The organism is Pseudoalteromonas sp. R86517, assembly GCF_042466295.1.
GTDB classification, from domain to species: domain Bacteria; phylum Pseudomonadota; class Gammaproteobacteria; order Enterobacterales; family Alteromonadaceae; genus Pseudoalteromonas; species Pseudoalteromonas atlantica.
The window spans coordinates 3,168,204-3,186,449 of the sequence record NZ_JAXHCB010000001.1; the positions used below are offsets into that span (position 1 = coordinate 3,168,204).

An 18,246-nucleotide genomic window follows, 5' to 3' on the forward strand; every position below is an offset into this window, starting at 1 on the left:
TGTTAGAAAAGGACAAACATGTTATTAAACGATTTTTTACAGCAACTTGCAGACAACCCTAAAAGCATACAATTTAGCGATACCATGGCGGTAATAGAAGCTAATTACGATTTTACCGCGTGTGGATTTAATAACCACGGCTTACTTAGCTCTGCAAGCGAGAACAACGGCTCATGTAAAATTTTTGCATTTGCTAAATTAAACGATTTAAGCAAGCAAAATACATTGGATTGCTTTGGTAAGTTTTACCGCGAAGACGTACTACAAAACCCTAAAGGCGATGATCACATGAACATTCGCACGTTTATGTTAGCGCCAGAAGCGACTCCATTTTTAGGCCTGAGCTTTGATGGTGAGCCACTAAAAGAGAAATAACACTAAGCTGCTAAATTAAAGCGTTTTTTCCATAAAGTAACGCGTACCAGATCGCGGATAGTTGTTAAGCTGATACTTAACCACGTATCCGCGCTTTTCATAAAAAGGCTTGGCCTGAAAATCAAGCGTATCGAGCTGAGCGGTCGTTGCACCTAGTTCAGCAGCTGATTGTTCAAGTGCCGTTAGTAACTTATCTGCAAGCCCTTGACCTCGCGCTACATCGCTACACCAAAGCCAACTAATCATCAGCCAATTTCCAAACACACACCCACTAATACCTGCAACAAGCTCACCTTGCTCATCAACAAATTTATAGCCTAATGGCACTCTTTGCGCATCAAAGTGCTGTGCGTTAAATTCAACTATTTTAGTGCGAAGCGCTGAGTTTAACGCATCGGTATTATCTGCTTTTAATTGATACATGTACCGCCCTTAAAGAAGCAAATACTAGCAAACAAACTTAATTAAAAAAGGTTATTTTTTCCATAAGGTACTTCTAGCAAATTGCTGCTTGTTTTTTCGGGTTGGCCGCACATTTCATCGTAAGCGCTAGTGTGTCGCAGTACCATTTCGGCATAGGCTATTTTTTCAAAACGTTTTTGAATATGCAGCGGGCTGAGCGCTTTAACAAACTCGCCATTTTCTTCAGTAACGTAATACTCTACGTTATTTATAATGACAGACACCTGATAGAGCGCCATTTCAAGGGAGTGCGCGACCACTTTTTGTAATGGTTCGTGCCTTTTTAACTCAGAAAATTTCATACCCATAACAATCGCCTTTTAATAAAAAGTAACTTTACAGATACGCACCTTTGCTATAATCGCGATCAAATTATTACATCACTGCCTTTTAAGCTTATGAGCAATAAAATTCGACTCGCTAAATACATTGCTCACGCTGGTGTGTGCTCACGAAAACAAGCATCGCGCTTAATAGATGATGGGAGAGTAACGGTAAATAATCGCCCAGCGAATCATATTGATCACGTTAATGAGCAAGACGACGTAATAGTTAATGGCCAAGCAGTAAAAGGGGCTGCCGATTTGGTTTATTTTGCGTACCACAAGCCTGTAGGTATTGACTGCAAATTAAATGAAAATGACCCTGCCAGCCTTATTCACCATTTACCTACCCTCACTCGGGTTTACCCCATTGGCCGATTAGATAAAGACTCTCGTGGCTTGCTTATTTTGACCAACGACGGAGATTTTTGTAATCAACTTATTCACCCTGACTTCCACCAGCCCAAACGTTATTTAGTCACGGTAGATAAACCTATTAATAACGCGTTTTGCGAAAAAATGGCCGCAGGAATCCCCGTCGATAAACAAGTAACCTTACCGTGTGAAGTAACAAAAATAGCTGACAACCAGTTTAGTATTATTTTAAAGCAAGGGCTTAACAGACAAATACGTAAAATGGCGCATTACTGCGGCTTTAAAGTAATTGATTTATTTAGAGTGCAATTTAGCGAACTCGCTCTCTCAAACCTAAACCTACCTGAAAACCACTATATACAAATTAATAAAACAGATATTTCAAAAATCTAATACCAAGTCGCTTAATTACATCATAAAAAGTTAAAAAATAACCTTGCAAAAATAGATTACAGGTGTAGTCTTAACTTAAAGATTACATTTGTAGGCAATAAAATGATTGAGTTATCAAAAGCAGAATTCGACGTGCTTGATGCGCTTTGGATTAATTACCCAGCAACCGCCAGCCAAATTATTGAGCGCTTAAGCGATGACAAACAATGGCACGAAAAAACCATTAAAACCCTACTGGGTCGATTAGTTAAAAAAGGCGCACTGACCTTTGAAAAAGACGGCCGCCAATATATTTATACTCCTTGTATGGAGCGCGCCGACTACACATTAAAAGAAAGCAAAAACTTTATTGAGCGCTTTTTTAGTGGCCGCATAGCGCCGCTGGTAAGCGGGTTTGCTAAATCAGAGCAGCTTTCGCAGCAAGATATAAACGAGCTAAAAAAGGTCATTGATGACTGGGAAAAAAACCAAAAGTAAGGAGTGGCTATGGATATTCAAACCCTGTTTAACTGGTTACTAGAGCAGCAATTATTACTCAGCATAATGCTTGGCGGGTTTATTATATGTGAGCGTTTTAGTTTAAGGCTGCTTGGCCCAGGCTTTGTGTATAAATTAGTATGCCTAATCCCGGTATCGTTACTGGTTGCAAACTTACCAAGTAACATTAAGCCACTACAAAATAGCGCCATTAGCCATTATTTAATAACGCCTAACCAGCCCCTTATTAATAACTTAGGCCTAAATTGGGCCGTGCTTTATGTAGTGGTTAGCCTAGTGCTGTTTAGCATAGCGTTTGTTGTGCATATTCGCTTTATAAAAAACCTGCAGCTCAATTATTTAATTAATAGCGAACACACTCTAACCTCACACATTAAAACCTATACCAGTAACCATATTGCATCGCCAATGGTGGTAGGTATTTTGCAAAGTAAGCTCATACTGCCTAGTAATTACAAAACCCAGTTTGATAAAGCCATTTTGGCACTTATTTTAGAGCATGAGGCTGTGCACATAAAACGCAAAGATAACCTAATAAATGCCCTGCTGTTACTGACTACTATTTTAATGTGGTTTAACCCGCTCGCCTGGATGGCTTACGCAAGCTTTAGACGCTTGCAGGAGCTAACTTGTGATCAGCGGGTACTTGCCAATAAAACCACACACCAACACATTTTATACAGCAAAGCCTTAGTTAACTGCGCGGCAGCAACGCCCGCAGGCCTAATGGCTTATTCACACTACGGAGATAAAAAAACCATGTTACAACGACTTACCAATATAAAGCACAGTGGCAATCACTCTCGCCTAGCCAAAGGTGGCTTACTGCTAATAGCAACAAGCATGCTTAGCGGTTTAGCCATTGCAAAACAGCCCCAAACTGAAATAACGAAAAAGGATCATATTTCACCAACAATACGCATTGAACCTGCCTACCCAGCCCAAGCCGCTAAGCAAGGCATTAGCGGCTCGGTTGTATTAAAGTACGATATAGCCGCCAATGGCAGAACAAAAAACATTAGTGTCATTCAATCTAAGCCGTCAGACGTTTTTGATAAATCAGCTAAAGAAGCGCTGGCAAAGTGGGAGTATAAAATCTCTGAGTCAGGCTTTAATGATGTACTTGTACAGCTCGATTTTGCTATAAACAGCGAGGTTGCTAATACCGATTTAATAGAGCGAATTAAAGTATCGCATTAAGGCTAATGAGTGATGCAAGAGCACAAAGCAAGCACCCTTTTAGGCCGCTTACTTTGTGGTTTTAACAATAAAATTAAATACTCACTACAATCATGGCAATGGCAGTGCCTAAGCCAATAAACCATACAAGCGTACGTATAATATCTAAGTTCAACCAATAAAAAATGCAATACAAAGTACGCGAAACTATATGAGTAACCGCCAAGGTTTCGGTTACTGCATTTACCGAGTTAGTTCCCAGTACCACCGCAATAGCAACAGCAAAAACAGCGAGTGATTCAAAACAATTTTGATGAGCAGCGAGCGTTCGCGCACCAAAGCCCGTTAATTTTGCTTGTTGAGAGCGCGGGTGTTTATTATCGTATCGACCAAGCTTTGCCATTGCAATGGCCACTGGTATTTTTGCAAAATAAGGCATTAATACAGCAAGTAATGCGCATACTACTAATGTTGTCATAATTTATTCTCTTATTTTAAAACCTAGTTATTTAACCAATACATATAACACACATACACAAAAAAGCCGCCAACACGTTTTATGACATACGCAGGCGGCTAAACAATAACATCATACTTACTATAGCTAAGTTTACCTATAAAGCAGTGCGGCATAATGTCGCAGGTGATGAATATTCACTATCACCCTTAATGCATCGCATTAATAACTAAAGATTGTTAACTTATAGACCTTATTTTTTACCGACGACCCCTATGACCTGGATCTTTTTCACTTTTTTAGCCGCCTTTATGCAAGCATGGCGAAATGCCCTACAAAGTAAATTAAGCGCACATGCAAGTGTGGCTGGCGTAACCCTTTCGCGCTTTATTTTAGCCGGCCCTATTGCTGCAGTGTATTTGTATGGTCTTTATCAATATAAAGACACAGCCATGCCTACGTTTAATAATGCCTTTTGGGGGTTTGTTATTGGCGCAAGTGTTATGCAAATACTCGCCACCGGCTTAATGGTAAAACTGTTTAAAATGAATAATTACGCCATAGGTGCAGGGCTTGCTAAAAGTGAGGCATTAGTAGCGGCTATTTTAGGGGTATTGTTTTTTGGTTCTGCGCTCAGCCTTCTTGGTTGGCTGGGTGTATTTTTAGGCGCTATTGCGGTGCTTTTACTTAGCGGCATAACCAGCGTAAAACACTTTGATGCTAAAACAGCGTTACTTGGCCTTGCCTGTGGTACCAGCTTTGCCCTTACATCGCTGTGGGTGCGTGAAGCGAGCTTAAATTCAGGGTTATTGTTTCCACACTCAGCTGCATGGGTTTTACTGTTTGTAATAAGCCTACAAACGCTTATATTACTTGGCTATTTATTACTAAAAGAGCCACACACTGTTGGCAAACTTTGGCAATATAAAGGCACCACTGCCGCAATTAGTACTTTTAGCTGTATAGGCTCTATTGGCTGGTTTAGCGCGATGAGTTTACAGCACGTAGCGTATGTTAAAACGCTTGGTCAGGTGGAGGTATTTTTTACCATACTAATTGCTGTACTTTGGCTCAAACAGCCACTTAAAAAGCAAGATACTGCGGGCTTAATACTTATAGCCATTGCCGCTATTTTAGTAATGCTGCCAAATTGAGAACATAAAAAAGCGCAGGCTTTTAAACCTGCGCTACTATAGGCTGCTAATAACGTTTAAAGCGAGTATTAAGCGCTCTTTTTAAGAGCTAATTTTTAGCGTTATCACACCGCAAATAATCATGAGTACACCAGCAATACGGCCAAACGTGGCTGCATCACCGTAAAGTAATATACCCACTAAAAACGTACCCGCAGCACCTATTCCGGTCCATACGGCGTAGGAAGTCCCCATTGATATTTGCTTTTGTGCAAGCCACAACATAAAACCACTGGCTGTTAAAAATGCAATGGCCATTACTATACCCTGCCAGCGTGTGTCGGGATTTTGTGAAATTTTTAAACCAATTGGCCAGCCTATTTCAAGCAAGCCGGCAATGACTAAATAAACCCATGCCATTAAACATCTCTCTTTTTCAAAATTACGTCGTATAAATCTTCGCGGCGATCTTTTAAATTGCGCACCGTACCTTCGCTATGAAGAATTTTTAGCTTATCCATATCAAGGTCGCTGAATAGTAACATTTCAGTATTAGGTGTGGCTTCATTTAATGTTGCATCGTGCGGAAAAGAAAAGTCAGACGGGGTCAAAACTGCCGATTGCGAGTACTGTACGTCTAGGCTTTCTACCTCAGGTAAGTTACCCACTGAGCCTGCAATAACCACATAACATTCGTTTTCGATTGCGCGCGCTTGCGCACAGTGACGAACCCGTAAATAACTATTTTTAGTATCGGTCCAAAACGGCACAAAGAGTATATCAAGCCCCTGCTTGGCTAATATGCGCGAAAGCTCTGGAAACTCTACATCGTAACAAATTTGAATACCTACACGCCCAGCATCGGTGTCAAACACGGCAATTTTGTCACCGCCTTGAATCACCCAATCATTTTGCTCATGCGGGGTTATATGTATTTTTCGCTGCTCGTCTATTTTACCGCTACGGTGGCATAAGTAACTTACGTTATAAATTTTATCGTCTTCGGCAAGCGGCATAGAGCCGGTAATAATATTGGCGTTATATTCTATTGCCATACGCGACATCGCGTTTTTAAATGTTTCGGTATATTCGGCTAAATAGCGGATAGCTTCGGTTTGATTATTCTGATCGCCTAAGCCCATAAGTGGCGCGTTAAAAAATTCCGGAAATAATATAAAATCGCTTTTGTAGTCAGATACCGTATCTACAAAGTATTCTACCTGCTTGAGCATTTCGTCAACCGACTCTACACAGCGCATTTGCCATTGCACCGCACCAATACGCACTATCGATTTAGTTGATTCGAGCACGGTGTCGGTTGGCTCGTACATTATGTTATTCCACTCAAGCAAGGTGGCGTAACCTACAGACTCTTGATCCTCCGGCAGGTACTTTTTAAGTAACCGTTTTACCTGAAAGTCGTTAGAGAGCTGAAAACTTAAAATTGGGTCGTAAAGCTCTTTTTGGTCAACCTTTTCAATGTATTCCATTGGCGTCATTTCACTACTGTGATTGTAATAACGCGGAATACGGCCACCGGCTAAAATAGCACGTAAGTTATATTGGCGGCACAGCTCTTTACGGGCATCGTATAATCTGCGCCCTAAGCGCATGCCTCGGTGGGTTTCGCTAATTGCTACATCTAAACCGTATAGTGCATCGCCATCGGAGTCACTAAATACCCGGTCGTGCCCATCGGCTATGTCTTCGTATGTGTGAGGATTTGAAAAACGCGCGTAGTCTACTTGCACGCTTAGTGCTAAGCCCACCAGCACGCCATCATCTACAATGCCTATTTGCCCTTCAGGGAACTGATCTATCAATCTAAAAATAGTATGGCTTGGCCACGCGCCACCTAAATCAGGATAAGCCTGATCCATCAAGGTTTTAATTTGCGGATACTGCTCTTTTGTTAAGTTACAAATTTCTAGGTGGGTTTTTTCTGCCGACATACACAACTCCTTTGGGCATAATAAAATAAAAGCCGAATGTACGCTAAAGTACACTCAGCTTTGTATCATGTTTTTTACGTTACGCGTACTACTTTAAGCTGCGATAAAAAAGTGTAGTCACTTTCTCTTTTGGCAACCAGCCTGCGTATTCAAGGCCAAGCTCTGCCAATGGATCGGCTTTTAGTACTTGCTCTAAGCTTGCGTCATTTTGCATTGCTTTTAGCATTAAATCTTTGGCTTTTTTAACAAGTTTAGCATACGTTTCCAGCCCTGAACGGTCACTTACCGGCCCATGCCCGGGTATCACTATGGTGCGCTCGTCTATTTGCTTAATAACGTCATTTACGGCTGCTAATATTCCGTCAACACTGCCGCCGCTATCTACATCAACAAACGGCAAGCTGCCAAAGTTAAAGTAAATATCGCCCATGTGCACTATGTTATCGTTATTAAAAAATATCACCGAATCACCGTCGGTATGTGCATAGGCGTAGTGCACTACATGGGCGTGTTCGTTATTAAAATGCAGTTTTAAATCGTGGCCAAAGCTAATGCGTGGCAGGTAATCTGAGTTTGCACCGTGTTTTTCTTCTAATCGCTTATGTACGTTGTCGTGCGCAATGACATGCGCACCGGCTTTGGCAAAGTTTTCGTTGCCGCCAGTGTGGTCGCCATGATGATGCGTATTAATTACAAACTCTGCACTACCGGGTTTTAAATCGCTAATGGTTTTTTTAATGTCGTTTGAAAGCTTAGCAAATTGGTCATCAATAATGTAAATGCCATCTTCCCCTACACTTGCGGCAATGTTACCGCCTTGGCCAAACAGTACATACACACTGTCGCTTAGTTTTTCTGCCGTTACCGGATTTTCATCTGCATGTGTTGCACTGCTAAGTAATAAGCCTGTTATTAATGCGGGTAGTATTTTTTTCATTTTAGTTCTCTGTTGATTTATTAATGATTATATAGAACGTGATTAACTGTAATTTAGTTCATCGTGCTGGCTCTATCACTATTTGATGTATTAGCGTTTGTGGTAGTAAAGGCGTGTGCTTACCTTCAATGTAGTCACTAAAGCCTGCACGATAAAACGCGGATAGCGGATGCCCCGACTGCCCACCGGGCACTGCCATAATGGCGTTTTCTAAATGCCCTGGTTGGGCAATAAAGCGCTGTGATGCACCAAAGCTTTTGCCCTGTACAGCCGGCATGTAGCTATCGCCAAAAGCTGGCGCTACAGGCATATTTAAAAGCTTAGCCAGTATGGGCATTTGTTTAGCAAACGGGTGCTCAATATTAAGCGCATTTACTTTACCCCACTGCCAATTTTGCAAGTTATCCCCATACTCAGCCCCAAGTGCTGTCACTGTTTGGCTAAATGCACCTAATAACTGCTCGTCCCAATTTTTATACTCAGGGTTTACCCATGAGCCCGGTCTATCCTTAATAAGCTGCCATATAGCTGGTTCTAGATCGCGTTTTACATATTTAAGCGTGGCGTCTTGCTCATTAAGTTTGTTCTCCATGCTTGCAAATACAGTATTAATTAATGTGCTGCGGTAGTGTTTAACTAAGGTATAACCTACCGAGCTTGCACATGCGCATTGCTGCCAGTTTTCAAGTGCACTTATGTACTGTGCGTTTTTGGCTTTGTCTTTTTTAAGCTGATTAAGTAGCAATGTGTGCCATGGCGTTAAAAAGCGGGCTTGGTTATCAAGCTGTAGCGCGTAAAAGTCGCTCTCAGCAAAGCTTTGTTTTTCAAATAACCTATCACGAATTTGGCTCGAGCGAGCGCCTAGCGCGTACCCGCCATTGCCAAAGCGTGCATTATCAGTGGCCGACACAACGCGCGAATTACCTGTCCATAATCGCCCATTTTGCGGGTTTTTAACATAAGGGCGCTGATGCTCATTTTGCTGCCAGTCGGGTGAGTATTCGTTTGCATTAACACTTAGCTCACTCGGTGTTTTACGCGCCGGTATAGCCCCAATATGTTGCCATGCAGCACTGCCTTGGCTATCTACCACCATTAAATTTTGTACCGGAATACCCACATCGCTTGCCACATCTAGCGCATCATCTACGCTAGTGGCTTGCTCTAGTTTGAGCAGGTCCATGTTTACAGCATAAAGTTGGTGTGCAGCCCAGCTAAGTGCATAAGGCTGTTTATTTATATATTTTACTGGGCCATATTCGCTTAACGTTAATGGGTAGTTTTCTACCTCATCATTTGGCAGCGCTATTGGCTCATTTACTTGCCATGTTTTACTGTCATCATTTAGCGCTATCCAATCAGCGGTATCTATGTAGCCGTTAGTAAAGCCCCAGGCAATTTTATTATTGGTACCCACCACAATAGCAGGGGCGCCGGGTAGCGATACGCCAGTTACCTGAGCTTGCTCGCCATTTTGTGTGTAATTAAGCTGCGCCCTGTACCAAATAACCGGCACCGCCATAGATAAATGCATATCATCAGAGAGCATGGCTGCTCCCGTTTGGGTATGCGCACCGGTTACTGCCCAGTTATTGCTGCCGCGCTCTTGGTTTGCCTGAATATTTTTAACCGTGTGCTGTGCTTGCTCTGGAAGTTGAGGAATGGTGCCTGTAAACGGGGCAAGTTTACTGCCATCAAGCGCCGCTTGGTATTGGCTAGGTTGTGTTAAAAAATCAACCATGTGTTGCCCGTATGCTTGCTCAATATGTATGAGAGCTTCATCTCGCTCAAAGGTGGCACTTTGCAAATCAAGGTACATGCTAAATATAACTAATAGGCTATCTTCACTTTGCCATGGTTTTTGCGCTCCGCCTGTAAGTAAATACTCAAAGCTTGCAAAGCCAACTTGTGCCAGCCCTTCGTTTACACCTTGGGCGTAGCTGTTTAATAGCTGTTTATCGCTTTCGGGTAAGGTGTTTAATATAGCGCGGCTGCGTTTTCGCAATTGATGAAAGCGCATTTTTTTATCAAGCCCAAGGGCCGCTTTACCAAATAACTCACTAAGCTCACCTGCGGCGTTACGTCTTAATAAGTCCATTTGAAAAAAACGGTCTTGCCCATGCGCATAGCCTAACCCGTATGCGGCGCTATTGCGGTTTTCGGCCTTTATAACCGCCTGCCCTAGTGCATCACGCGAAATAGTAACCGGCTTATTAATTGCTGTACTTTGGCCTTTACCATCAAGTGTGGGCATACTTAAACTTAATACGCCATACACAAGCGCTGTACCAGCTAACCCTAAAACCACAACGAGTAACACTAGCCATTTGATTACTTTAAACATTAATTTGTCCTTTGCACCATTTGTTGCACATATAATAACCATAGTTTTATTAAATAATAATGTTCTTACTCGCAAAGGGTGAAATAAACATCAAAATCCACGATAATAGCCATTCCACATTTTGTGCAGATCTAGTTGAGACTCATATGACTGAAAAAACATTTATCAAAGGTAAAGACCGCGACCTAGAATCGTCTATCTCTACCATGCAAAACAAGTTAAAAGCGCTAAACATCAATGTTGAAGAAGCACTTTGGCTTAACCCTGTAGCTAACTGTTATTCAGTTCATATAAAAGACAGCGACTGCGGTGTAATGTTTACCAATGGTAAAGGCGCAACCGATAAAGCATCTATCGCCTCTGCGTTAGGTGAATACTTTGAACGATTAAGCTGTAATTACTTTTTTGCCGACTTTTACTTAGGTGAAGAATTTGCAAACAGCGACTTTACTCATTATCCAAATGAGAAATGGTTTAAAGTTGAAGGCAATGAAGTGCCAGAAGGCATAATGGACGAAAGCCTTTGGGATTACTTTGACCCAGAGCGTGAGCTTAATGCCTCACACCTTTTTGACTTTAACTCAGGTAATAACGAGCGCGGCATTTGTACATTGCCATACACACGCCAACGCGATAACCAAGACGTATACATTCCGGTAAACGTAATTGGTAATATTTTTGTTTCTAACGGCATGAGCGCAGGTAACACTAAGTTTGAAGCACGTGTACAAGGGCTATCAGAAGTATTTGAGCGCGCCATTAAAAACCGTATTATCGCAGAAGGTATTTGTTTACCTATCGTCCCTGAAGAGGTTGTAAAGCAATACCCTAAAATTCACGAGGCGTGTGAAGAGCTACGCAGCCATGGTTTTCATTTACGTATTGCCGATGCATCACTTGGCGGTAAATACCCTGTAATGAGCGTAACGCTTATTAACCCTGTTGATGGCTCTGTGTTTGCCTCATTTGGTGCTCACCCATCATTTGAAGTTGCCCTTGAGCGTACGGTTACCGAGCTACTACAAGGTCGTCGCCTTGATCAACTTGATGTGTTCCAACCAGCTACTTTTGATAACGATGAAGTTGCAACGCCTGAAAACATTGAGCTGCACTTTATCGACTCAAGCGGTTTAATCTCGCATGACTTTTTCCGTGCTGACGCTGACTTTGACTTTGTTCATTGGGACTTTAGCGGTACAACAGAGCAAGAATACAACTTCTGTACTGACTTAATTCACAGCATGGGCCACGACATTTACATTATGGATTACACACACTTAAACGTGTATGCATGTCGTATTTTAGTACCAGGTATGTCAGACATTTACCCAGTAGATGAACTAATTTGGCGTAACAACAACGAAGGCGCTAAATTCCGTGAAGCATTCCTATCACTTGATCAGTACGATGCGCAGCAGTGGATGGACATTTACGACAGCCTAGAAGAAGCAGGCCACAGCGATATTATTCGTGCTGCTGAATTTATTGGCCTTGCCACCGATGCCGACACACCTTGGCATACATTGCGTATTGGTGAGCTTAAAGCGCACTTATGTTTAGCCGCAGGCAACGAAGAAGCCATTGATTGGGTAGACTGGATACTACACACAGGCCAAGTAAACGAAGATGCAATGCGTCACTTCCGCTGTTTAAAAGCCATTCTTGAAATTAAATACGATGACGAGCGCGACTACGCCGACTACCAAGATGCACTGGGTTTAATGTTTGGCAGCGATAACGTAGCGCTGGCTATTGAAATAGCAGAAGGCCGTAAATTATTTAATGGTTTAACCTTCCCAGGTTTATCGCTTGAAGGCTTTAAAAAGCATGCAGCACTACTTGATGGTTACCGTAAGTTACATGTCGCAAAGCAAAACCATTGGGCACGTGAAGTAACCGATGCTTAATAGTTAAACTACTAATTATAAAAATAAAACGGCGCTAATTTATCAGCGCCGTTTTTATTTATACAATAAATTAGCTATAGTTAAATTGCCTAAAATAACAGCATGACTTAGCCAATGCCGCCAAAAAATAACAACAAAAAAAACACTACCAGCAACTATAAGCTGACCTTTTGGTTATCGCTTACGCTAATAATACTAGTGAGCATTGTATTAGATAGAATTAACTACAATCGCGCAAAAGACGCCCACCGCCTACAAATTTTATCTCAGGTAAGTACATACCGTGCACAACTAGAGGCCACCTTGGTATCAAACATTCAGCTTGTTCGTGGATTAGCGGTTGCTGTATCAGCTGAACCTGAGTTACAACAAGCACGGTTTGAACAAATTGCCGCGCCTTTGTTTAAAACCTCCAGTGAGCTGCGCCATATTGGTGGTGCACCCGACATGATAATTCGTATGTCTTACCCACTAAAAGGTAACGAAAAAGCCATTGGCTTAAACTTTTTAGAAAACAAAAACCAACGCCTAGATGCCATTAGAGCCCGTGATACCAATACTATTGTTATGGCAGGGCCACTTAAACTGGTGCAAGGCGACATTGCCCTTATTGCCAGAGTGCCTGTTTATATTCCGCCCGAAAACCGCTTTTGGGGGTTATTATCGGTAGTGCTCGACATTGAAAAAGTATACAAAAACTCAGGCATAAAAGAGCTTGAAAAAAACTACAACATTGCTATTCAAGGGCGTCATGGTTTAGGAAAAAAAGGCGAGTTTTTTTATGGCAATAACAATATAACCTCACAAGAGCCGCTTGATTTTACGCTCAATTTTCAAGGGGGAAGCTGGCAATTATACGTAGCCCCTAAAGAAGGTTGGAGCCCTGCACCTTCAACTATATGGCCGCTTAGAATCGCCATTATAATTATTTGCGGATTACTAATATGGGCGTTCTTATTCTTTTTAAAAATGCTAAACCGCCAGCAACAAAACGAAAAAATGCTGGAGGCAATGAGTGATCTTGCCCAAATTGGGGCGTGGTCATTTAATTTAGAAACCAAACAAGTGTATTGGTCAGATATGACCAAAAAAATCTTTAAGTACCCACTAAACAAAGAGCCTACTTGGCCTACAAACTTAAATTACTTTAAAGCCGGTGAAAGCAGAGAACGTATCACTCAACTGGTTGAATCTGCAATTAAAGAAGGCAAAAGTTACGAGGCCGAACTTGAAGTAATTGACTCTGAAGGGCGCGAAATGTGGGTGCTTATTCATGGTGAAGCTGAGCGCAAAAACGAGCGCTGTGTAAGAATATTTGGCTCATTGCAAAATATTGATACCCGTAAGCGCATTGAACTTGAAAACAGCAAAATTGCCCTACATAACGAAATTTTAGCGTCGCTTACAGCCAACGACCTTATTTTAAGTGGCCAATTAAGCCAATCTAAACAAGTTATTACTGAATCTATTTGCCATGCATTAAACATTGAGCAAGCCAGTATTTGGTTTTTTAATAGCTCAAAAACCTCATTGAGTCCTATAGCATCTCATAATATTGAAAACAGAATGGGTAATAATAATGCGGTATGGCTTAAAAAAGAGGCGCCTGATTTTTTTGAAGCCATAGAAAAACACGCTGTGTTTAGCACCAGTGATGCCCAAAATCACCCTCTACTAAAACCCCTTAAAGCGCATTACTTTGCGCCGCTCAATATTAATGCCATGCTGTGCGCAATCATACCGGCGGGAAGTGGCTCCATTGGCATAGTATGCGCTGAGCAATGTGCTTCAATGCGCCCGTGGTCACGTAACGAAGAAAGCTTTTTAATTGCTGTAGCCGCCCTCGTGGGCAGCTTACATTCAAGTCAGCAACGTATTGAAACAGAGCAACAGCTAGTCACCGCCAAAGAGGCTGCAGAGCAAGCTGTAATGGCTAAAAGTGAATTTTTAGCCAGTATGAGCCACGAAATAAGAACCCCCATGAACGGCGTACTGGGCATGCTAAATATTATCAAGCGCACTCAGCTCAACCAACAGCAGGAGCACCATATTGAGCTTGCACAATCTTCAGCTCAGTCGCTGTTAAATATAATTAACGACATTTTAGACTTTTCTAAAATTGAAGCAGGTAAACTTGATATAGAAAATGTGCAATTTAACTTACCTAAATTACTTGGTGAAGTTGTTGAGTCGTTTGCGCTTAAAGTGGAGCAAAATAATACCAATCTCATTTTAGATGCCACCCAAATTACTATCAGCGAAATAATTAGCGATCCGAATAGGTTGCGTCAAATTTTAAATAACCTGATTGGCAATGCCGTTAAGTTTACTATTGATGGGCAAATTCTGGTGACCGCGCAGATAGATGAAACCACCGATGGCAGTTTTTTACATTGCTCTATTATTGATACCGGCATAGGAATAGACGCAGAAAAACAAAAAACTTTATTCGACTCATTCACTCAGGCCGATGCCTCAACTACCCGCCAGTTTGGCGGCACAGGCCTTGGCCTAGCTATTGTTAAGCAGCTTTGTGAACTCATGGAAGGCGAAGTAAGCGTAACCAGCATGCTAAATGAAGGCAGTACTTTTTCGTTTTCTATAAAAATACAGCCACGTTTAACTAAAGCGCAAGATTTACCCAGCCACTTAATTAATAACAAACATATTTTAATTATTGATGCCTGCACACTTAACGCCAATATTGCCGCCAAACAATTACGCGTTTGGGGCGCACACGTTAATATTTTAAATGACTATAGCGGCATCATTAATTATTTTGATAACTGCGATACCCAGCCAGACGCATTGCTAGTCGATTATCATTTTTTTGAGCAAGCTGCGCACCCACAAATAAATACATTAAAAAACCGAGTAACCACCAAGCAAAGCAAACTAGTTGTTATGGCACCGATGAGTTATTCGCAAGAGCATAACAACATTGGCATAAATATAGACTGCCTGATATTTAAACCGCTTACTCCGTCAGATTTATTTGATTCACTCACTAACGATAAATACATTGAGCAACAACAGCGCCAAGCACAACTGCAAAATGAGTTAACCGAAAAGCCCAAAGAAATATCAGCGCAGGCGCAAGTGCTTTTAGTAGAAGATAACAAAGTAAATCAGGTGGTGGCCTCAGCGTTGTTAAAACAAGTTGGGCTTACCTTTGATATTGCACAAAACGGCCAAGATGCACTAGATAAGCTAAACAGCAGCCAAGACAAAAAATACCAGTTAGTTTTAATGGACTGCCAAATGCCCGTGATGGATGGCTACCAAGCCACGCAAGCTATACGCGAAGGAAAAGCGGGCAAGCATAATAAACATATTACAATCATTGCGTTAACGGCAAACGCAATGCAGGGCGATAGAGAGAAGTGCCTCGATGCAGGAATGAACGATTATTTAACCAAACCTTTAGATTCCGCAGCACTAGAGCCTAAATTACAACAATGGCTTGGTACACAATAAAGGTGTAAGCTAAAAATACTGTTTACTAATAAAGAAAAGCCATGCATTTATCAGCAAATCAGCAGCGCGTTATTGGCTGCCTTTTAGAAAAACAAAGCACTACACCCGAGCATTATCCACTGTCGTTGAACGCACTGACGAATGCGTGTAACCAAAAATCAAATCGAGACCCGGTTGTAAACTTGAGCGAAAGTGAGGTGCAACAAACACTTGATGAGCTTATAAGTCAGCGCCTTGTAACGCTAGACGAAGGGCTTTCGGGACGAGTTAATAAATACGATCACCGTTTTTGTAATACAGAATTTAGTAGCTTACAGTTGAGCACGCAGCAACGGGCCATTATATGTTTACTGCTGTTACGCGGCGCACAAACACCCGGTGAGCTAAGAACGCGCAGCGCTCGCCTAGCTGAATTTACAAACGTTAGCGAAGTAGAAACCGCCCTGAACGCGTTAGCAAAAGATGACTACGTAACAAAGCTTGAGCGCGAGCCCGGCAAACGAGAAAGTCGCTACATGCACCTTTTTGCTGACCCAGCAGTAGCGCCAAGCCCAGTGCCAGCTACAGAAGTCGCAGAAGTTAAAAACGATGAAATTAACGAGTTACTTGCAGAAATTGAGGAACTAAAAGCCGAGCTTAGCCGTATAAAAGCACATTTAGGACTTTAATTAATAACCACTAAACCAGATAATGTAAGCCTATTTAAAAACAACTTATTAAATAACGAGGAGCTGGCCATGCGCGCCGAAATTATGGCTGAAATGAAAGTTCAGCCAACTATTGATGTAAACGCCGAAATTACCCGTCGAGTTAACTTTATAAAAGCACGTTTAGTGGCAGCCCATAGTGTATCGCTAGTGCTTGGAATTAGCGGCGGTGTTGACTCATCGACCTGCGGGCGCTTGTGCCAATTAGCCGTAGATGAACTAAACGCAGAGCAAAACACTAATAAGTACCAATTTATTGCGGTTCGTTTGCCATACGGTGTACAAGCAGATGAAGACGAAGCGCAAATGGCCGTTGATTTTATCAAGCCAAGTAAACGCATGACCGTTAACGTAAAACCCGCTGCCGATGCATTACACGAGCAAGCTATGGCGGCAGTAGTAGGCAGTGGTGAAGAGCTACCAGAGCAAGCTAAAGTTGACTTTGTAAAAGGTAATGTAAAAGCACGCCAACGCATGGTAGCGCAATACGAAATAGCTGGTTTTTGCCAAGGCCTCGTAGTGGGTACCGATCACAGCGCTGAAAACATTACTGGTTTTTACACCAAATTTGGTGATGGCGCATGCGATTTAGCCCCGTTATTTGGCTTATCAAAGCGTCAAGTTCGCGCACTTGCAACTGCCTTAGGTGCGCCAGAGCTATTAGTAACAAAAGCCCCAACAGCTGATTTAGAAAGTGACCGCCCAGGCCTCACCGATGAAGAAGCATTAGGACTGAGCTATGATCAAATTGACGACTTTTTAGAAGGCAAGCCAGTGGCTGCAGAGGTTGAGCAAAAGCTAACTGATATTTATGTTCGCACTCAGCATAAGCGCCAACCCATTCCGACTATTTACGATGATTTATAATGGCTAAGCAGCTAGTGCTGCGTATGCACTAGCTGATCTATTCGCCGTAATGTTACGTAAAACAAAAAACTGATTTATAGTTAATTTTAACGCCTGCCAAAGAGAAAACTGCATTACATGACATCTCCTATTTTAATAACAGGCGCTGGTCAACGTATTGGCCTTGCGCTTGCTAAGCACTTTTTATCGCAAGGCCAAGCTATTATTATTACCTATCGTACGCGCCACGATGCCGTCGACGACTTAGAACAACAAGGCGCCGTATGCATACACGCCGACTTTAGCAGCGATGCCGGTATAGCTAGCTTTATTGAAACACTAAAACAGCAAACTCACTCTTTACGTGCCATTGTGCACAATGCCTCTAGCTGGGACTGCGAAGCCAGTAACCCTGATTTTTCGAGTTTGTTTGATAACATGATGCGCATTCATGCCAAAACACCGTATTTAATTAATAATGCCTGTGCTCAGCTATTAATGGCATATCAAGCTGATGCTTACACACCGGCTGACATTATTCATCTTACCGATTACGTTGTTGAAACAGGTAGCCCAAAGCACATTGCCTATGCCGCAAGTAAGGCTGCACTTGATAACTTAACCAAGTCGTTTAGCGCTAAGTACGCACCAAATATAAAGGTGAATTCGGTTGCGCCATCGTTGATTATTTTTAATCAGCACGATGACGAGGCTTACCGTGCTAAAACCCTTAAAAAATCTCTTATGGGTATAGAACCAGGTTGCCAAGAAATTATTAATAGTATTGATTTATTACTGCGCAGCCACTACATCACAGGCCGCGCTTTGCCTGTGGATGGCGGCCGCCATTTAAAGTAGAACACACATTAAACTGAGAAATT

Annotated in this window: 17 protein-coding genes; 10 read left to right on the forward strand and 7 right to left on the reverse strand. The window is 42.1% G+C overall.

Annotated elements, in window-relative coordinates:
- Positions 1 to 18: 18 nt before the first annotated feature.
- The gene (locus SJY38_RS14325; RefSeq protein WP_029773753.1) at positions 19 to 375 is read left to right on the forward strand and encodes a HopJ type III effector protein; all 357 of its coding nucleotides are present in this window, start codon (positions 19 to 21) and stop codon (positions 373 to 375) included.
- A 15-nt stretch (positions 376 to 390) separates the two neighbouring features.
- On the opposite strand, the gene SJY38_RS14330 is transcribed toward SJY38_RS14325, so the two are convergent.
- Complete coding sequence (locus tag SJY38_RS14330; protein ID WP_024032077.1) at positions 391 to 798, reverse strand: GNAT family N-acetyltransferase; 408 nt, start codon at positions 796 to 798, stop codon at positions 391 to 393.
- A 41-nt stretch (positions 799 to 839) separates the two neighbouring features.
- Positions 840 to 1,145, reverse strand: coding sequence for a DUF6482 family protein (locus SJY38_RS14335; RefSeq protein ID WP_024032078.1), 306 nt, complete (start codon positions 1,143 to 1,145; stop codon positions 840 to 842).
- Positions 1,146 to 1,235: 90 nt separating this feature from the next.
- Between SJY38_RS14335 and SJY38_RS14340 the strand changes: the two genes are divergently transcribed.
- The 3 genes from SJY38_RS14340 (at position 1,236) to SJY38_RS14350 (ending at position 3,626) form a co-directional block, all read left to right on the forward strand.
- Positions 1,236 to 1,928, forward strand: a complete 693-nt coding sequence (locus SJY38_RS14340) for a pseudouridine synthase (RefSeq protein WP_286745014.1) — start codon at positions 1,236 to 1,238, stop codon at positions 1,926 to 1,928.
- Between the two features lie 102 nt (positions 1,929 to 2,030).
- Positions 2,031 to 2,405: a BlaI/MecI/CopY family transcriptional regulator gene (locus tag SJY38_RS14345; protein ID WP_004588989.1), complete on the forward strand. Its 375-nt coding sequence runs from the start codon at positions 2,031 to 2,033 to the stop codon at positions 2,403 to 2,405.
- 9 nt (positions 2,406 to 2,414) lie between these two features.
- Positions 2,415 to 3,626, forward strand: a complete 1,212-nt coding sequence (locus tag SJY38_RS14350; protein WP_286745018.1) for a M56 family metallopeptidase — start codon at positions 2,415 to 2,417, stop codon at positions 3,624 to 3,626.
- 73 nt (positions 3,627 to 3,699) lie between these two features.
- Here SJY38_RS14350 and SJY38_RS14355 read toward each other — a convergent pair whose 3' ends face one another.
- Positions 3,700 to 4,083, reverse strand: a complete 384-nt coding sequence (locus tag SJY38_RS14355; RefSeq protein WP_286745020.1) for an MAPEG family protein — start codon at positions 4,081 to 4,083, stop codon at positions 3,700 to 3,702.
- A 254-nt stretch (positions 4,084 to 4,337) separates the two neighbouring features.
- Here SJY38_RS14355 and SJY38_RS14360 point away from each other — a divergent pair, with 254 nt between their 5' ends.
- Positions 4,338 to 5,216 (forward strand): DMT family transporter, encoded by an 879-nt coding sequence (locus tag SJY38_RS14360; protein ID WP_286745022.1) that lies wholly within the window; start codon positions 4,338 to 4,340, stop codon positions 5,214 to 5,216.
- An 81-nt stretch (positions 5,217 to 5,297) separates the two neighbouring features.
- Here SJY38_RS14360 and SJY38_RS14365 read toward each other — a convergent pair whose 3' ends face one another.
- From SJY38_RS14365 to SJY38_RS14380, 4 genes are all read right to left on the reverse strand, one after another.
- Positions 5,298 to 5,615, reverse strand: a complete 318-nt coding sequence (locus SJY38_RS14365) for a multidrug efflux SMR transporter (protein ID WP_004588993.1) — start codon at positions 5,613 to 5,615, stop codon at positions 5,298 to 5,300.
- The gene (locus SJY38_RS14370) at positions 5,615 to 7,147 is read right to left on the reverse strand and encodes a bifunctional GNAT family N-acetyltransferase/carbon-nitrogen hydrolase family protein (protein WP_029773759.1); all 1,533 of its coding nucleotides are present in this window, start codon (positions 7,145 to 7,147) and stop codon (positions 5,615 to 5,617) included. Before SJY38_RS14370 ends, SJY38_RS14365 begins: the two co-directional genes overlap by 1 nt.
- Before the next feature lie 88 nt (positions 7,148 to 7,235).
- Positions 7,236 to 8,084: an MBL fold metallo-hydrolase gene (locus SJY38_RS14375; protein ID WP_286745026.1), complete on the reverse strand. Its 849-nt coding sequence runs from the start codon at positions 8,082 to 8,084 to the stop codon at positions 7,236 to 7,238.
- 58 nt (positions 8,085 to 8,142) lie between these two features.
- On the reverse strand, positions 8,143 to 10,428 hold the full coding sequence (locus tag SJY38_RS14380) for a penicillin acylase family protein (protein ID WP_286745028.1): 2,286 nt from the start codon (positions 10,426 to 10,428) through the stop codon (positions 8,143 to 8,145).
- Positions 10,429 to 10,574: 146 nt separating this feature from the next.
- Here SJY38_RS14380 and ycaO point away from each other — a divergent pair, with 146 nt between their 5' ends.
- From ycaO to folM, 5 genes are all read left to right on the forward strand, one after another.
- On the forward strand, positions 10,575 to 12,335 hold the full coding sequence (gene ycaO / locus SJY38_RS14385; RefSeq protein ID WP_377110006.1) for a 30S ribosomal protein S12 methylthiotransferase accessory factor YcaO: 1,761 nt from the start codon (positions 10,575 to 10,577) through the stop codon (positions 12,333 to 12,335).
- Positions 12,336 to 12,449: 114 nt separating this feature from the next.
- Positions 12,450 to 15,812 (forward strand): ATP-binding protein, encoded by a 3,363-nt coding sequence (locus SJY38_RS14390; protein ID WP_377110008.1) that lies wholly within the window; start codon positions 12,450 to 12,452, stop codon positions 15,810 to 15,812.
- 41 nt (positions 15,813 to 15,853) lie between these two features.
- Positions 15,854 to 16,480 carry a YceH family protein gene (locus tag SJY38_RS14395; protein ID WP_377110010.1) on the forward strand — a complete coding sequence of 209 codons (627 nt, stop codon included), beginning with the start codon at positions 15,854 to 15,856 and terminating at the stop codon, positions 16,478 to 16,480.
- Positions 16,481 to 16,549: 69 nt separating this feature from the next.
- Positions 16,550 to 17,386, forward strand: a complete 837-nt coding sequence (gene nadE, locus SJY38_RS14400) for an ammonia-dependent NAD(+) synthetase (protein WP_024032089.1) — start codon at positions 16,550 to 16,552, stop codon at positions 17,384 to 17,386.
- Between the two features lie 117 nt (positions 17,387 to 17,503).
- Positions 17,504 to 18,223: a dihydromonapterin reductase gene (gene folM, locus SJY38_RS14405; protein WP_126005445.1), complete on the forward strand. Its 720-nt coding sequence runs from the start codon at positions 17,504 to 17,506 to the stop codon at positions 18,221 to 18,223.
- Positions 18,224 to 18,246: the final 23 nt, after the last annotated feature.

Excerpts from the sequence above, each read along its gene's own strand:
- SJY38_RS14325 (WP_029773753.1), top strand. The coding sequence starts at position 19 with ATGTTATTAAACGATTTTTTACAGCAACTTGCAGACAACCCTAAAAGC.
- SJY38_RS14330 (WP_024032077.1), bottom strand. The coding sequence starts at position 798 with ATGTATCAATTAAAAGCAGATAATACCGATGCGTTAAACTCAGCGCTT.
- SJY38_RS14335 (WP_024032078.1), bottom strand. The coding sequence starts at position 1,145 with ATGGGTATGAAATTTTCTGAGTTAAAAAGGCACGAACCATTACAAAAA.
- SJY38_RS14340 (WP_286745014.1), top strand. The coding sequence starts at position 1,236 with ATGAGCAATAAAATTCGACTCGCTAAATACATTGCTCACGCTGGTGTG.
- SJY38_RS14345 (WP_004588989.1), top strand. The coding sequence starts at position 2,031 with ATGATTGAGTTATCAAAAGCAGAATTCGACGTGCTTGATGCGCTTTGG.
- SJY38_RS14350 (WP_286745018.1), top strand. The coding sequence starts at position 2,415 with ATGGATATTCAAACCCTGTTTAACTGGTTACTAGAGCAGCAATTATTA.
- SJY38_RS14355 (WP_286745020.1), bottom strand. The coding sequence starts at position 4,083 with ATGACAACATTAGTAGTATGCGCATTACTTGCTGTATTAATGCCTTAT.
- SJY38_RS14360 (WP_286745022.1), top strand. The coding sequence starts at position 4,338 with ATGACCTGGATCTTTTTCACTTTTTTAGCCGCCTTTATGCAAGCATGG.
- SJY38_RS14365 (WP_004588993.1), bottom strand. The coding sequence starts at position 5,615 with ATGGCATGGGTTTATTTAGTCATTGCCGGCTTGCTTGAAATAGGCTGG.
- SJY38_RS14370 (WP_029773759.1), bottom strand. The coding sequence starts at position 7,147 with ATGTCGGCAGAAAAAACCCACCTAGAAATTTGTAACTTAACAAAAGAG.
- SJY38_RS14375 (WP_286745026.1), bottom strand. The coding sequence starts at position 8,084 with ATGAAAAAAATACTACCCGCATTAATAACAGGCTTATTACTTAGCAGT.
- SJY38_RS14380 (WP_286745028.1), bottom strand. The coding sequence starts at position 10,428 with ATGTTTAAAGTAATCAAATGGCTAGTGTTACTCGTTGTGGTTTTAGGG.
- ycaO (WP_377110006.1), top strand. The coding sequence starts at position 10,575 with ATGACTGAAAAAACATTTATCAAAGGTAAAGACCGCGACCTAGAATCG.
- SJY38_RS14390 (WP_377110008.1), top strand. The coding sequence starts at position 12,450 with ATGCCGCCAAAAAATAACAACAAAAAAAACACTACCAGCAACTATAAG.
- SJY38_RS14395 (WP_377110010.1), top strand. The coding sequence starts at position 15,854 with ATGCATTTATCAGCAAATCAGCAGCGCGTTATTGGCTGCCTTTTAGAA.
- nadE (WP_024032089.1), top strand. The coding sequence starts at position 16,550 with ATGCGCGCCGAAATTATGGCTGAAATGAAAGTTCAGCCAACTATTGAT.
- folM (WP_126005445.1), top strand. The coding sequence starts at position 17,504 with ATGACATCTCCTATTTTAATAACAGGCGCTGGTCAACGTATTGGCCTT.